The sequence below is a fragment of the Enterobacter cloacae complex sp. 372C4 genome (genome assembly GCF_050030615.1).
GTDB lineage: Bacteria > Pseudomonadota > Gammaproteobacteria > Enterobacterales > Enterobacteriaceae > Enterobacter > Enterobacter intestinihominis.
Genome location: NZ_JBLGUQ010000001.1, coordinates 1,163,370 through 1,178,900 on the forward strand (window position 1 = coordinate 1,163,370; position 15,531 = coordinate 1,178,900).

Consider the following 15,531-nt stretch of genomic DNA (forward strand, 5'->3'; position numbering starts at 1 on the left):
CGCCCTCACCCACGGGGAGAGGGGGAAAATCAACCGCTCTTCTTGCCCGGCTTTAATCCGCGGTGTAACTCGTTGATGCGCTTCATCGACTTGATGGTGCGCTGCGGCTCGGTGGAGGCGACGGACAGAATAATCATCTCCAGGCACAGCAGCACCGTGCCGTGCAGCGGGATTTTGCCCTTCTCGCCGCCGCGCGGGACGTGGATCACTACGCTTGCCTCTTTGCTAAAGCGCGAGTCCGTGGCGTTGGTCAGCAAAATGGTGGGAATACCCAGGCGCTTCGCTTCGCGCAGCGTGGTCTGTCCCTCCCGGTGCGCGGATTTTTGCGCCATCATTACCAGCACGTCACCGCGCTGTAGGGCAATCAGCTGTTCGGCGAGGCCAATACCGGTGCGGTTGAGCGGGATCGCAGGCAGGCCTATACGGCTAAACAGTCGCGAGGTGTACTCAGCCAGAATGCCGGATGCGCCAATGCCAAAAATAGCGACCTGTCTCGCCTGCGCCAGCAGCGACACCGCCTGCGCCATCGCGTAGCGGTTGCCCGGTTCGGACAACACCGCGCAGGTGTGTTGATGGCCTTCCAGCACAAAATCGATGCTCGCGTCGACGTCGCTGGTAAGCGTGTTTACCGTCGTGGACATCTTCTCGCTGGAGGTGACCACCGGGCCAAACCACTGCTCCAGGGTCTGCTTGAGATCCCGCAGCCCGCCAAACCCAAGCGCCTGAATGGCACGCACCACGGTGGCGTCCGAGGTGTGTAGCACAGCGGCAATCTCCATTGCCGTCTGCTCCATAACCGCTTCACGATTTTCATTGATATAGCTCGCCACCTGCAGCAGGCGCGGCGTCAGCTGGTGCGCCCGCGAGCGGAGGCGGTCGCCGTAGACATCAATTTTTCGGATCATCGTGCGGCCTCCGGCAGCGGACGGCCCGCTATCTGCGACTGCACCTGCGCGGCCATCAGCCCCAGCGAGGCAAATGAATTTGAGATCGCTTCCTCGCGGGAGATGAGCACGTAATGCCCGGTTCGGCAGGCGTTGAGAAACTGACACCAGCCCGGCATCACCGCATCCATCGCCGCCAGCTCGTCCTGCGGTTTTCCGCCGGTGTCCCCGCGCCAGGTTGCAAAGACAAAATCAGCATCCAGCTCCGGCAGGCGCTCGGCGCTGACGTCGATGCGCCCGCCCTCCGGGATGCTCTCAATCAGCGGCGGGAACCTGAACCCTGCGTCGCGCAGCACGCGCCCAAGCGAGTGGTAGCTGTGCATGGCGTTGATTTTGCCCTGATTGGCCTGAATCACCGAGACGGTCAGTTTGCTCGTATCGATGGTCGCCTTTAGCGCCTCGATCTGCTCCTGATAGCGACGCTCCAGAATCTTCAGCCGCGTCTCTGTCCCGGTAAGCTGCGCCAGCTTGCGGTAGATCTCCGGCGCGCCGCCGTCGAGGTGATCGATACTCACCGTCGGGGCAATTTTTTCCAGCTGTTCGACCGGCGTGTTGCGGGTCGGCTCGGTGATGATAAGATCCGGCTTCGCCGCGGCGATGGCTTCAATATCGATATCGGCGGTGCCGATGAATGTGATGTCGGAATTATCAAAATCGATGCCCGTCAGCATGCCGCTGGAGCGCAGAAAATGGCTGCCGTCCGGTCGGGTACGGCCATGGCTGGCAACCGGCGGTACGCCAAGCTCGATCAGCGGAATGGTGATATCCAGGTCGTGCAGGGACACAATCCGCTTCGGGTTAACCGGCACCACCACTTTGCGGTTCAGGTCGTCAGTAAACGTCTGCGTTGGCTCTGCGGCTCCTGCAGCAAAACCCACCAGCACCAGCATTGCAAAAAATACGCGCATTTCTATCCCCTAAAATCGATCCCGACGCTGCCAGAGCAGCAGCAGGAAAAACGGTCCGCCAATCAGTGAAATGACAATTCCCGCCGGCAGCTGCAACGGGAGAAATGCCAGCCGCCCGACGTTATCCGCCAGCAGCACCAGCAGCGCGCCCAGTACGGCACTTCCCGTCAGCAGTGCCGTTTGCCCTCCGCGCAGCAGCAGGCGCGCCATGTGCGGGGCAATCAGCCCGACAAAGCCGATACTCCCCACGCAGGAGACGCAGGCCGCGGTGAGCACCACGGGGGCAAACACGCGCAGCAGCGCGAGGCGTGAAGTCCGCACGCCCAGCCCCGTCGCAATGTGGTTGCCGAGCAAGGCTACGTCTGCGGCGCGCGCGGTAAAGAGCAGCAGCGCAAACGCCGGCACTGTCCAGGCAGCAGCGATGCTGACCAGCGTCCAGCTTGCCGCATGCAGACTCCCCGCCAGCCACAGCATCGCCGTCTGGACGTCGCGCACGTCGGCGGTCGTCATAAAGACCCCCATCGCGGCGGCAAACGCCCATGACACGCCGATGCCGATCAGGATGAATCGCGGGCGCGAGATATCACGCGCCAGCGCCACTACCAGCAGCGCGGTCAGCAGCCCACCGGCCATGCCGATAAGTGGACGCCAGTACGGCCCCAATCCCGGAAACTGAAAAATCAGCAGCAGCACCGCCGCGCTACAGCCCTCTTTCACGCCGATAAGTCCGGGGTCAGCAAGGCCGTTGCGGGTAATGGACTGCATGGCCGCCCCCGCCATGCCGAGCATCGCGCCGCACAGCACCGCCATCAGCAGGCGCGGCAGGCGCGGCAGGCGGATATCCATCACAATGTAATGCGCATCCGCCGTCAGACGTTCAGGATAAAACAGCGCACGTCCGATGGCGGAAGCAGGAATGGGCAGCGAGCCGTGCGTCAGGCCAAAACTTAGCAGCAGTAAAACGGCAAGGGTTAAAACGGTCAGATACAGCAGCGCCCTCGGGCGAACCAGCGCCGAGAAGGAGGAAAATCGTACTGCCCTCAATCCAGCCCGGTTCATTTGAACATCCTTGACGCCATAAGGATAAAGACCGGCGCGCCGACCAGCGCAGTCATCACGCCGGTTGCCAGCTCATACGGCGTAAACAGCGTGCGGGCGGCGATATCCGCCATCAGCAGAACCAGCGCCCCGCACAGGGCTGAGAGCGGCACCATCACGCGCAGGTCCACCGATACCAGACGGCGAATCAGCTGCGGCACCACGAGTCCGATAAACCCGATCGGTCCGGCAACTGAAACCGCCGCGCCGCACAGCAGGGCGATGGCCAGCAGCGCGAGCAGGCGCGTTTTCATCAGCGACACGCCAAGCCCCTGCGCCATTCTGTCCCCCAGCGCCAGCATGTTCAGCGACGGCGACAGCCAGAGCGCCAGCGCAAAACCCACGGCAGCGGCCCCCGCGGCGCTAGCGGTCGTCTCGCCGATGACTCCCGCCACATCCCCCGCAAGCCAGGTCCGCATGGCCAGCAGCGTCTGTTCATCCAGAATCAACACCGTGGCGGTTATCGATGAGGCAAATGCCGACATCGCCACGCCGCACAGCGTGACTTTCATCGGCGTGAGACCGGTACGCCCGGATGAGGAGAACGTTAGCACCAGCAAAAAGAGCGCGGCGGCGCCGGCTGCGGCTATCAGAGGGCGGCCAAACGGCAGCGACAGCCCGAGGGCACTCGTCAGCACCACCGCCAGCGCCGCCCCTGCATTTAGCCCCAGGATATGCGGCTCGCCGAGCGGGTTGCGGATCACTGACTGCAGCAGCACGCCCGCGACGCCGAGCGCCGCGCCCGTCACCAGGGCGGCGCACAGTCGCATCAAGCGCAGCCTGACGATCACGCTATGCTCAAAATTGCGCGGGTCGAAGTGGAAAAATGCGTCTACTACCGTCCGGGGGGCGATAACGCGCGCCCCGATGCTCAGGTGCGCAATCGCGCCTGCCAGAAGCAGCAGCGTAAAGAGAATAAAGGCCACAGACGTGCGCATCATGGTTTGTCGACAGCCTGACGGAACGGCATAAAGAACGGCTTGCCGGTCAACGGGTTAACCGACATATGCACGTCGACATCAAACACCGCTTTGATCAGCTCCGGCGTGCAGGCGTCGCCCTCATGCAGTACCCCCTCAACCTTTCCCTGACGTAAAAAGACCAGCGAATCACCGTAGTTCACGGCGAAGTTGAGATCGTGCAGAACCACCACCACGGTGCGCCCGTGCCGGCGCGTCAGCGTGTGCAGCAGTTCGAGGATCTCTACCTGGTAGCGAAGATCGAGGTACGTCGTGGGTTCATCCAGCAGGATGTAGGGCGTTTGCTGCGCCAGCACCATGGCGATCCAGCAGCGCTGGCGCTGGCCGCCGGACAGGCTTTCAACCAGATGATGGGCAAACTCTGCCGTTCCGGTCAGGCGTAACGCCTCCTCCACGGCCCGCTCGTCTTCTTCGCTCCACTGGCGCATCACGTTCTGCCAGGGGAAACGTCCGCGCGAGACCAGCTCAAATACGGTTAACCCTTCTGGAAGCAGCGGAGACTGCGGGAGGATCCCGAGCTGGCGGGCGACCGCTTTGGTTGGCTGCGAGTGGATGGCTTTGCCGTCCAGCACCGCGCTGCCGCCGAGCGGCTGAAGCAGTCGCGCGAGGGTACTTAACAGCGTCGATTTTCCACAGCCGTTTGCGCCCACCAGAACAGTCATTTTCTGCTGGGGGATCGCAAGGGAGATATCATCAACGATGATTTTTTTCTGGTAACCCGCGGAGAGGTTCTCAAGAACCAGTCCCGGCTTTTTGATGTAGTGAGCCACGTGAACGCCAACGTAAGAAAAAAAACCAACAAATAAAAATAAAACTCATTCTCTTTTGTGAGTTTGCCGCCGCGCCATGTAGTAGTCAAGCGAAGATATACCCTGTAAACCCCAGGGATAACTGAGCATCACTGCACAAATTAAAATTCTTTTTTATCAATTATTTTCAATACCTTAAACAAGAAATAAACGCGTATTAGCCAGAGAGAAACCTCTGTAGCGAAATTTTTATTTATTCCGTTTACTACTACACCCCCTCATGCTTGAATGATTCTCAATTACAAGTCCGATGCCGTAGAGGCTAACGGACAGACCGTAAGGGCAATGACTCACACATTCTTCCGCGAGCATTTCATCGCAGGATATTTTGGGAAAACAGATGTAATGGCTAAGTTCACACCTTCATTCGCCGGGGTAAAAGGGCGCGCGCTCTTTTCACTCCTGTTCATGGCACCTCTGGTGCACGCAGCAGCAAAAGACGGTGAGACGCTTACCGTCACTGCCGACCCTTACGCTTCCACCGACGCCACCAGCGGCTATCAGCCCCTGAACACCTCCACCGCCACGCTGACCAACATGCCGATGCTGGACATCCCGCAGGTGGTCAATACCGTCAGCGATAAAGTGCTGGAAGACCAAAACGCGACCACGCTCGACGAGGCGCTGTATAACGTCAGCAACGTGGTGCAGACCAACACCCTGGGCGGCACGCAGGATGCTTTCGTGCGCCGTGGCTTCGGCGCAAACCGCGACGGCTCGATCATGACCAACGGCCTGCGCACCGTGCTGCCGCGCAGCTTCAATGCCGCAACCGAGCGCGTGGAGGTGCTAAAAGGCCCGGCCTCGACCCTTTACGGTATTCTCGACCCCGGCGGCCTGATTAACGTGGTGACCAAACGCCCGGAGAAAACCTTCGGCGGCTCGATTTCTGCCACATCAACCAGCTTTGGCGGCGGTACCGGACAGTTTGACGTCACCGGTCCGATTGAAGGTACGCGTCTGGCCTATCGCCTGACGGGGGAGTATCAGGACGAGGATTACTGGCGTAATTTCGGCACCGAACGCAGCACCTTTATCGCCCCGTCTTTGACCTGGTTCGGCGATGATGCCACCGTGACCGTGCTCTATTCGCATCGCGACTATAAAACGCCGTTCGATCGCGGAACGATCTTCGATCTCAACACCAAAAAGGCCGTCGACGTCGATCGCAAAACCCGCTTTGATGAGCCATTTAACGTGACCGACGGTCAGTCCGACCTCGCTCAGCTTAACGCGGAGTATCGCCTTAACAGCCAGTGGACCGCGAAGTTCGACTACAGCTACAGCCAGGATAAGTACAGCGATAACCAGGCTCGCGTGATGGCCTACGATTCAAAAACCGGCAACCTGACCCGCCGCGTGGATGCGACCCAGGGTTCGACCCAGCGTATGCACACAACGCGGGCAGATTTGCAGGGGAACGTGGACATCGCGGGCTTTTACAATGAGATCCTGACCGGCGTGTCGTATGAGAATTACGATCTGCTGCGTACGGACATGATCCGTTGTAAGAACGTTAAGGATTTCAATATTTACAACCCGAGCTACGGCAGCCTCGGCAAGTGCACCACCGTCTCGGCATCCGACAGCGATCAAACCATCAAGCAGGAGAGCTACTCCGCCTACGCGCAGGACGCGCTGTACCTGACCGATAAATGGATCGCCGTTGCCGGACTGCGCTACCAGTATTACACCCAGTACGCGGGCAAAGGCCGTCCGTTTAACGTCAACACCGACAGCCGCGACGACCAGTGGACGCCGAAGCTGGGCCTGGTATACAAGCTCACGCCGGCAGTCTCCCTGTTTGCTAACTATTCCCAGACGTTTATGCCGCAGTCGTCCATTGCGAGCTACATCGGCGACCTGCCGCCGGAAACGTCGAACGCGTATGAAATAGGCGCTAAATTCGACCTGTTCGACGGCATTACTGCCAACATCGCGCTGTTTGATATCCACAAGCGCAACGTGCTGTACACCGAGAGCATCGGTGATGAAACCGTCGCCAAAACCGCGGGCCGCGTGCGCTCGCAGGGTGTCGAAGTAGATCTCGCCGGATCGCTGACCGAGAACACCAACATTATCGCCAGCTACGGCTATACCGATGCGAAGGTGCTGGAAGACCCGGACTACGCGGGCAAACCGCTGCCGAACGTGCCGCGCCATACCGGCTCCCTGTTCCTGACGTACGATATTCACAATGCGTTTGCCGGGAATACGCTGACAATTGGCGGCGGCGGGCACGGCGTGAGCCGTCGTTCAGCGACTAACGGTGCGGATTATTATCTGCCGGGCTATTTCGTGGCGGATGCATTTGCGGCGTACAAAATGAAGCTGCAATATCCGTTGACGCTACAGGTGAACGTGAAGAATTTGTTTGATAAGACCTACTACACGTCGTCGATTGCGACCAATAACCTGGCCAACCAGATTGGCGACCCGCGTGAAGTGCAGTTTACGGTGAAGATGGAGTTTTGACGTCAGTGCGAGGCGTTCCCCTCACCCTAACCCTCTCCCCAGAGGGGCGAGGGGATCGATCGTAGGCCCGGTAAGCGCAGCGCCACCGGGCAAAAAAAAGCCCTGCATCGCAGGGCTTTTTCAGCATCAGGCCTCAATATCCGCCATATCGCCTTTCTCCTGCAGCCAGTTACGTCGGTCTTCCGAACGTTTCTTGGCAAGGAGCATATCCATCATGGCGTTGGTTTGCTGTTCGTCTTCGTCGCTGATCGTCAGCTGCACCAGACGGCGCGTGTTCGGATCCAACGTCGTTTCGCGAAGCTGCATCGGGTTCATCTCGCCCAGCCCTTTAAAGCGCTGCACGTTCGGTTTGCCCTTCTTGCGCTTCAGCTGTTCCAGCACGCCCGCTTTCTCTTCTTCCGTCAGCGCATAGTAGACTTCTTTGCCAAGGTCGATACGGTACAGCGGCGGCAGCGCCACGTGGACGTGACCGTTTTTCACCAGCGTGCGGAAGTGCTTCACGAACAGCGCGCACAGCAGCGTGGCGATGTGCAGACCATCGGAGTCCGCATCCGCGAGAATGCAGATCTTGCCGTAGCGCAGCTGGCTCAGATCGTCGCTGTCCGGATCGATGCCGATCGCCACCGAGATATCGTGTACTTCCTGCGAGGCCAGCACTTCATCAGAAGAGACCTCCCAGGTATTCAGGATCTTACCCTTGAGCGGCATGATCGCCTGATACTCACGATCGCGCGCCTGCTTGGCCGATCCGCCCGCCGAGTCCCCTTCCACCAGGAACAGCTCGGTGCGGTTGAGATCCTGCGCGGTACAGTCCGCCAGCTTGCCCGGCAGCGCGGGGCCGCTGGTCAGCTTTTTACGCACCACTTTCTTCGCCGCGCGCAGACGACGCTGGGCGCTGGAGATCGCCATTTCAGCCAGCATTTCTGCGGCCTGAACGTTCTGGTTCAGCCACAGGGTAAACGCATCTTTCACCACGCCGGAAACAAACGCCGCACACTGGCGTGACGACAGGCGCTCTTTAGTCTGACCGGCAAACTGCGGATCCTGCATTTTCACGGAAAGCACGTAGGCGCAGCGGTCCCAGATATCTTCTGCGGAAAGCTTCACGCCGCGCGGCAGAATGTTGCGGTATTCGCAGAACTCGCGCATCGCATCCAGCAGACCCTGACGCAGGCCGTTGACGTGCGTCCCCCCGAGCAGCGTTGGGATCAGGTTGACGTAGCTTTCCGTCAGCAGCTCACCGCCTTCAGGTAGCCACAGCAGCGCCCAGTCCACCGCCTCGGTATCACCTTCGAAATTCCCGACGAACGGTTTTTCCGGCAGGGTCGGCAGGCCGTTAACCGCTTCGCACAGGTAGTCGTTCAGACCCTTTTCGTAGCGCCAGCTCTGTTCGGTGTTGTTAACGTGATCTTTAAAGGTGATTTCTACGCCTGGGCACAGCACCGCTTTGGCTTTCAGCAGGTGCGTCAGGCGGGAAACAGAAAAGCGTGGGCTGTCGAAGAAGCTTTCGTCAGGCCAGAAATGGACGCTGGTGCCGGTGTTGCGTTTACCGCACGTCCCGACGACCTGCAAATCCTGCACTTTTTCGCCGTTTTCAAACGCGATGTTATACACCTGTCCGTCGCGACGGACGTTCACTTCCACGCGCTTTGACAGGGCGTTAACCACAGAGATCCCCACGCCGTGCAAGCCGCCAGAGAATTGGTAGTTTTTGTTGGAGAACTTACCGCCCGCATGCAGACGGCAGAGGATCAGCTCAACGGCAGGAACCCCCTCTTCCGGGTGAATATCCACCGGCATGCCGCGGCCATCGTCGATGACTTCCAGCGACTGATCGGCGTGCAGGATAACGTCCACGCGTTTGGCATGACCTGCCAGCGCTTCGTCCACACTGTTATCAATTACTTCCTGGCCCAGGTGGTTTGGGCGCGTCGTGTCGGTGTACATCCCCGGGCGGCGGCGAACCGGCTCAAGCCCGGTGAGTACCTCAATGGCATCAGCGTTATAGGTTTGCGTCATGATTTAAGCTAGCAATTCGCATTGATTGTCAGTGGCTGTGCAGTCCAAGAAAATCGACAATCTGGGTGAAATGATCTTCAAAGCCCGTGAAAGCATGGTTTCCGCCCTCTTCTACAGTCTGGCGGCAGGATGCGTAATACGCCACTGCCTGGCGGTAATCCAGCACTTCATCTCCCGTCTGTTGCAGCAGCCAGATAAGATCGGGCGCTTCAAGCGGGTCGACCTGCATAACTTTGAGATCGTAAATATGGCGTGACTCTAGCACATATTGTTGGCCGGTGTAGGGGTTCTCGTTTTCGCCAAGAAAGTCCCTTAACAGCTCAAATGGCCGGACCGCCGGGTTAACGACGACAGCGGGCAACATAAAGCATTGCGACAGCCAGGTGGCGTAGTAGCCGCCGAGGGACGAGCCGACAACGCCAAACGATTCGCCGCCGTGTTCAAGCACAATCGATTCCAGCATTTCTGCCGCGTCCGCCGGATAAGGGGGCAGCTGCGGAATAATCATCTCCACGTGCGGATGATGTTCGCTCAGCCACTGGCGAAACTGCGTCGCCTTTGCGGAACGCGGAGAACTGTTGAACCCGTGCAGATAGAGGAGCGTCGACATCAATAGCCTTCTGAAGCGGTATCCGGGCGGAACTGCGCGCCAGCCAGACGGCACACTTCGGTGGTCAGCGAGCCGTCGGCATGCAGGTCCAGCCAGCGCCAGCCCGGTGCGATGGTGTCCAGCGTGAAGTTAGCGCAATGGGGCTTGAACTGCACGCAGGTGGACGGCGTCGCGAGCAGGCGGCGACCGTTCCAGTCGAGATCCTGTTCCTGGTGAATGTGCCCACACAGCAAATTTTTCACGCGCGGGAATTTCGCCAGCACGCTATCCAGCGCCGCAGAGTTGCGTAAGCTGTGCTGATCAAGCCAGCTACAGCCCGCCGGCAGCGGATGATGATGCAGTAACAGCAGCGTATTACGATTCGGTTCGGCGGCCAGTTTTGTCTCCAGCCAGTCAAGCTGATAGTCGCTCAACTCACCGTGCGGAACGCCAAACACCTGACTGTCGAGGAGCAGAATTTGCCACTGGTCCCCCGTAAAGACACATTTTGCCGGCGAAATCCCCGCCTCCTGAAGCGAACTGTACATGGCGGGCTGAAAATCGTGATTGCCCGGTAGCCAGACGCAAGGCACACTAAAGCTCGCAATTCCTTCGGCGAAATGCTGATAGGCTGCGGAGGATTGATCCTGCGCCAGATCGCCTGTCGCGACGATCAGATCGCATGGCCGCTTTTCAGCATGGATCGCGTCAAGAACCGCCTGATAACTCTCCCAGGTGTTCACGCCCAGAAGCGTCTCATGCTTTTCGGCAAAAAGGTGGGTGTCGGTGATTTGTAATATCCTGACTGGCGCCCCACCAGCAACAGTCAGGTTCAACAGGCTTTCCAAATGGTGTCCTTAGGTAGGTTTATGACGCTAACAAACCGGAATCGCCATTGCTCCATGTGCTAAACAATATCTTAGCCAGTCGGCTAAAAACTGGTTAATTTGATGCTTTTCGTCGCGTTGATGCAACTTTTTATTCGGATAATCATACCGCGCTTTGAAGCGAAAGATCTGCTGGCTTGAACACACTTCAGCGACCATCGCATCATGATAAAGACGTACCGTCATTGACGGCAGGCTCCAGTAGCTGATGCTCGGCGCCGTTTGCTCAATCTCCACCAGCGTAGTGTAGCGCGTTGATTCTGTTATCGTTAACCGATACTGCGCGTTGCTCACCTGATAGCTTACCGTTTCGCCGGGCGCGTCGTTTCGCGGCAGCAGGCGGCGCAGCTGGGCGAAATTGGTTTCGCACAGGCGCATCATTTCTGGGAAGTCAGGTGTATAGCGCTTCATTTTTTCCACTCGTTTCGTAAATTCTGATGATGCAGTTGCAGCCATTGCAAGGCGATGACAGACGCTGCGTTGTCGATTAAACCCTCTTCTACCCATTGGTAAGCCTGCTCCCGACTCACCACATGAACCCGAATATCTTCGTTTTCATCTGCCAGACCGTGGATCCCTTTCGCTGTCGTGGCGTCCACTTCGCCCACCATAATAGATGAGCGTTCCGTTGTTCCCCCCGGACTTGCCAGGTAGCTCAACACCGGTTTCGTCCGACCGATCGCCAGGCCTGCCTCTTCCAGCGCCTCGCGGCGAGCGACGTCTTCGACCGACTCACCCTCCTCGATCATCCCGGCCACCATCTCCAGCAACCACGGCGTTTCGCTGGTATCATACGCCGCAATACGGACCTGCTCGACCAGCACGACTTCATCACGCACTGGGTCAAAGGGTAGCAAGACTGCCGCATGCCCGCGCTCAAAAATTTCGCGTTTGATTTCACCGCTCATTTCACCGTTAAACAGGCGATGCCTGAAACGGTAAAGTTCCATTGAAAAAAAACCGCTATAAAGCGTTTCTCGTGCAATAATTTCTACATCGTTTTTGGCGAAGGTGACAGGCACGTTTTCTGGTTTTTGCATCGGTCGAGTCCTGGTAGCAATGGTGATGAAATTGTGAATTTCAAGGCTGTTTGGCTGCCGTTTGTATGGCTATATGGTAGATTGGAGCAAATTACCGCCAGATGGCACGTTACGCCAACCTTTTGGTGTGGATGATTCTGTTAGAATCGGCAATTATTTTTAATTAGATCAGCGCTAATACTGCTTCACAACAAGGAATGCAAATGAAGAAATTGCTCCCCATCCTTATCGGCCTGAGCCTGACGGGCTTCAGTGCAATGAGCCAGGCAGAGAACCTGTTACAGGTCTACCAGCAGGCACGTCTGGGCAACCCTGATTTACGTAAATCAGCGGCCGATCGTGATGCTGCGTTTGAAAAGATTAACGAAGCACGTAGTCCACTGCTGCCGCAGTTAGGCTTAGGTGCAGATTATACCTACACTAACGGTTTTCGCGATAACAATGGCATCGACTCGAATGCCACCAGCGCCTCTTTACAGCTTACACAGACCCTGTTCGACATGTCCAAATGGCGTGAACTGAGTTTGCAGGAAAAGAGCGCAGGCATTCAGGATGTCACCTATCAGACCGATCAGCAAACGCTGATCCTGAATACCGCGACCGCCTATTTCCAGGTGCTGAGCGCGATTGACGCGCTCTCCTATACCGAAGCGCAGAAACAGGCGATTTACCGCCAGTTAGATCAAACCACCCAGCGTTTTAACGTAGGCCTGGTCGCGATCACGGACGTGCAGAACGCCCGTTCACAGTACGATACCGTACTGGCTAACGAAGTGACCGCACGTAACAACCTCGACAACGCACTGGAAGCACTGCGTCAGGTCACCGGTAACTACTATCCTGAGCTGGCCTCTCTGAACGTGGACAGTTTCAAAACGGACAAACCGCAGGCGGTTAATGCTCTGCTGAAAGAAGCGGAAAACCGTAACCTGACCTTATTGCAGGCGCGCCTGAGCCAGGATCTGGCACGCGAGCAGATCCGCCTTGCACAGGATGGTCACCTGCCAACCCTGAGCCTGAGCGCCTCTACCGGCGTATCGGATACCAGCTACAGCGGGTCTAAAACGACGTCTCAGGCCTATGACGACAGCAACGTTGGCCAGAACAAAGTGGGCCTTAGCTTCTCTCTGCCGCTGTACCAGGGCGGGATGGTTAACTCTCAGGTGAAACAGGCGCAATACAACTTTGTGGGTGCCAGCGAGCAGCTGGAAAGCGCGCACCGCAACGTGGTGCAGACCGTGCGTTCTTCCTTTAACAACGTCAATGCCTCTATCAGTAGCATCAACGCTTACAAACAGGCCGTTGTCTCTGCGCAAAGCTCTCTGGACGCGATGGAAGCAGGCTACTCCGTCGGTACGCGTACCATCGTTGACGTGTTAGACGCAACGACCACGCTGTATAACGCGAAACAGCAGCTTTCCAGCGCACGTTACCAGTACCTGATTAACCAGCTGAACATCAAGCAGGCGCTGGGTACGCTGAACGAGCAGGATCTGCAAATGCTGAACAGTACGCTGGGTAAACCGGTATCCACGTCGCCTGACAGCGTGGCGCCGGAAAATCCAGAGCAGGATGCCGCGGTTGATAACTTCAACGCTAACGGCAGCGCCCCGGTTGCACAGCCAGCGGCAGCACGCAGCACCTCACCTGCCAGCAGCGGCACGAATCCGTTCCGCAACTAAGTGTGTCATCAGGCCCAGTGCGGCCTGATGCCCTCACCCCAGCCCTCTCCCACAGGGAGAGGGAGCACATTAATCCCCCCCCGAACGTAAGCCAACGTAAAGATCCCCCGGATTTAGCCCCTCTTCGCTTCATTTTCAACCACTCATCCTCTATCCTGAGCGTTAATACCCTTGGGTCCTGGAAGACAAATATGAAACGGACAAAAACGATGAATCACGCGTCGTTCCGCAAAAGCTGGAACGCACGCCACCTGACACCTGTCGCGCTGGCGGTCACCGCCGTCTTTATGCTGGCAGGCTGTGAGCAAAGCGACGAAACGGTGTCGCTATATCAAAACGCTGACGATTGTGCGAGCGCAACCGGTAAAGCCGCCGAGTGTACGACGGCCTATAACAACGCCCTGAAAGAGGCAGAACGTACCGCGCCGAAATATGCCTCACGCGAAGACTGTGTAGCCGAATTCGGCGAAGGCCAGTGCCAGCAGGCTCCTGCTCAGGCAGGTATGGCACCGGAAAACCAGGCGCAGGCACAGTCCAGCGGTAGCTTCTGGATGCCTCTGATGGCGGGTTATATGATGGGCCGTCTGATGAGCGGCGGCGCGGGCTACCAGCAGCAACCACTGTTTAGTTCTAAAAACCCAAACAGCCCGGCGTACGGTAAATACACCGATGCCACCGGCAAGGGTTACGGTGCTGCAACGCCTGGCCGTACGATGGCCGTACCGAAAACCGCGATGGCACCGAAACCAGCCACTACCAGCACCATTACCCGTGGCGGCTTCGGTGAGTCTGTGGCGAAACAAACCACCATGCAGCGTAGTGCGACCGGCTCTTCGACTCGCTCAATGGGCGGCTGATCATGGAACGAGTCAGTATTGTCGAGCGCCCGGACTGGCGCGAAAAAGCCACCGAATACGGTTTCAACTTTCACACCATGTACGGTGAGCCGTACTGGTGTGAAGACGCTTACTATAAGCTCACGCTCGCGCAGGTCGAAAAGCTTGAAGAGGTGACCGCAGAACTGCACCAGATGTGCCTGAAGGTGGTAGAGAAAGTCATCGACAGCGATGAGCTGATGACCAAATTCCGCATTCCGAAGCACACCTGGAGCTTTGTTCGTCAGTCCTGGAAAACGAACCAGCCTTCGCTCTATTCTCGCCTCGATTTGGCATGGGATGGCGTGGGTGAACCGAAGCTTTTAGAAAACAACGCAGATACGCCAACCTCCCTGTACGAAGCCGCGTTCTTCCAGTGGATCTGGCTGGAAGATCAGGCGAATGCCGGAAACTTGCCGGAAGGCAGCGACCAGTTCAACAGCCTTCAGGAAAAACTAATTGAGCGTTTCGCCGAACTGCGAGAACAGCACGGTTTCAACCTGTTGCACCTCGCCTGCTGTCGCGATACCGAAGAAGATCGCGGTACGGTTCAGTATTTGCAGGACTGCGCAGCCGAAGCGGAAGTGGCGACGGAATTCCTCTATATCGAAGAGATCGGTTTAGGTGAAAAAGGTCAGTTTACGGACACGCAGGATCAGGTGATCAGCAACCTGTTCAAGCTCTACCCGTGGGAATACATGCTGCGCGAAATGTTTTCTACCAAGCTGGAAGACGCCGGTGTGCGCTGGCTGGAACCAGCCTGGAAGAGCATTATCTCCAATAAAGCCCTGCTGCCGATGCTGTGGGAGATGTTCCCGAACCACCCGAACCTGCTGCCTGCTTACTTTGCCGAAGATGATTTCCCGCCAATGGAGAAATACGTCGTTAAGCCAATCTTCTCTCGTGAAGGCGCGAACGTCTCGATTATCGAAAACGGTAAAACGCTGGAAGCGGTTGAAGGGCCGTACGGTGAGGAAGGGATGATCGTCCAGGCGTTTTATCAACTGCCGAAGTTTGGCGACAGCTATACGCTGATCGGCAGCTGGCTTATTAACGATCAGCCTGCCGGGATTGGTATTCGCGAAGATCGCGCGCTGATTACGCAGGATCTGTCGCGTTTCTACCCGCATATTTTTATTGAATAAGACTTGCCGGGTGGCGGCTTCGCCTTACCCGGCCTACATGTCGAGCGTAGGCCCGGTAAGCGCAGCGCCACCGGGCATGT

Annotated in this window: 14 protein-coding genes; 4 read left to right on the forward strand and 10 right to left on the reverse strand. The window is 57.6% G+C overall.

All coding sequences use genetic code 11. From position 1 onward, the window contains the following. Nucleotides 1-29 precede the first annotated feature (29 nt). From ACQG11_RS05555 to ACQG11_RS05575, 5 genes are read right to left on the reverse strand one after another with little or no spacing between them, the layout of a single operon-like run. Nucleotides 30-905: a MurR/RpiR family transcriptional regulator gene (locus ACQG11_RS05555; RefSeq protein ID WP_015571883.1), complete on the reverse strand. Its 876-nt coding sequence runs from the start codon at nt 903-905 to the stop codon at nt 30-32. Further along, nucleotides 902-1,852, reverse strand: a complete 951-nt coding sequence (locus ACQG11_RS05560) for an iron-siderophore ABC transporter substrate-binding protein (protein ID WP_063163865.1) — start codon at nt 1,850-1,852, stop codon at nt 902-904. The genes ACQG11_RS05555 and ACQG11_RS05560 overlap by 4 nt, the downstream gene beginning before the upstream one ends. 9 nt (nt 1,853-1,861) lie before the next feature. Next, entirely contained in the window at nt 1,862-2,911 is a 1,050-nt protein-coding gene (locus ACQG11_RS05565) for a FecCD family ABC transporter permease (protein WP_426728233.1), read from the reverse strand. Further along, on the reverse strand, nt 2,908-3,891 hold the full coding sequence (locus ACQG11_RS05570; RefSeq protein ID WP_045307988.1) for a FecCD family ABC transporter permease: 984 nt from the start codon (nt 3,889-3,891) through the stop codon (nt 2,908-2,910). Before ACQG11_RS05570 ends, ACQG11_RS05565 begins: the two co-directional genes overlap by 4 nt. Next, the gene (locus ACQG11_RS05575) at nt 3,888-4,700 is read right to left on the reverse strand and encodes an ABC transporter ATP-binding protein (protein WP_023306964.1); all 813 of its coding nucleotides are present in this window, start codon (nt 4,698-4,700) and stop codon (nt 3,888-3,890) included. The genes ACQG11_RS05570 and ACQG11_RS05575 overlap by 4 nt, the downstream gene beginning before the upstream one ends. A gap of 384 nt (nt 4,701-5,084) precedes the next feature. On the opposite strand from ACQG11_RS05575, the gene ACQG11_RS05580 reads away from it, so the two are divergent. Further along, nucleotides 5,085-7,214, forward strand: coding sequence for a TonB-dependent siderophore receptor (locus ACQG11_RS05580; protein ID WP_045307989.1), 2,130 nt, complete (start codon nt 5,085-5,087; stop codon nt 7,212-7,214). A gap of 126 nt (nt 7,215-7,340) precedes the next feature. On the opposite strand, the gene parE is transcribed toward ACQG11_RS05580, so the two are convergent. From parE to nudF, 5 genes are read right to left on the reverse strand one after another with little or no spacing between them, the layout of a single operon-like run. Beyond that, nucleotides 7,341-9,233 carry a DNA topoisomerase IV subunit B gene (gene parE / locus ACQG11_RS05585; protein ID WP_023306966.1) on the reverse strand — a complete coding sequence of 631 codons (1,893 nt, stop codon included), beginning with the start codon at nt 9,231-9,233 and terminating at the stop codon, nt 7,341-7,343. A 28-nt stretch (nt 9,234-9,261) separates the two neighbouring features. Further along, complete coding sequence (gene yqiA / locus ACQG11_RS05590) at nt 9,262-9,843, reverse strand: esterase YqiA (RefSeq protein WP_023306967.1); 582 nt, start codon at nt 9,841-9,843, stop codon at nt 9,262-9,264. After that, entirely contained in the window at nt 9,843-10,670 is an 828-nt protein-coding gene (gene cpdA / locus ACQG11_RS05595; RefSeq protein ID WP_023298619.1) for a 3',5'-cyclic-AMP phosphodiesterase, read from the reverse strand. The genes yqiA and cpdA overlap by 1 nt, the downstream gene beginning before the upstream one ends. Before the next feature lie 27 nt (nt 10,671-10,697). Next, complete coding sequence (locus tag ACQG11_RS05600) at nt 10,698-11,120, reverse strand: DUF1249 family protein (RefSeq protein ID WP_003862516.1); 423 nt, start codon at nt 11,118-11,120, stop codon at nt 10,698-10,700. Then, on the reverse strand, nt 11,117-11,749 hold the full coding sequence (nudF, locus tag ACQG11_RS05605; protein ID WP_022649425.1) for an ADP-ribose diphosphatase: 633 nt from the start codon (nt 11,747-11,749) through the stop codon (nt 11,117-11,119). Before nudF ends, ACQG11_RS05600 begins: the two co-directional genes overlap by 4 nt. 203 nt (nt 11,750-11,952) lie before the next feature. Between nudF and tolC the strand changes: the two genes are divergently transcribed. From tolC to ACQG11_RS05620, 3 genes are all read left to right on the forward strand, one after another. Continuing rightward, nucleotides 11,953-13,431 carry an outer membrane channel protein TolC gene (gene tolC / locus ACQG11_RS05610; RefSeq protein ID WP_022649426.1) on the forward strand — a complete coding sequence of 493 codons (1,479 nt, stop codon included), beginning with the start codon at nt 11,953-11,955 and terminating at the stop codon, nt 13,429-13,431. A 191-nt stretch (nt 13,432-13,622) separates the two neighbouring features. After that, nucleotides 13,623-14,288, forward strand: a complete 666-nt coding sequence (locus ACQG11_RS05615) for a DUF1190 family protein (protein WP_045307990.1) — start codon at nt 13,623-13,625, stop codon at nt 14,286-14,288. Between the two features lie 2 nt (nt 14,289-14,290). Then, nucleotides 14,291-15,451 (forward strand): glutathionylspermidine synthase family protein, encoded by a 1,161-nt coding sequence (locus ACQG11_RS05620; protein ID WP_022649428.1) that lies wholly within the window; start codon nt 14,291-14,293, stop codon nt 15,449-15,451. Nucleotides 15,452-15,531 lie beyond the last annotated feature (80 nt).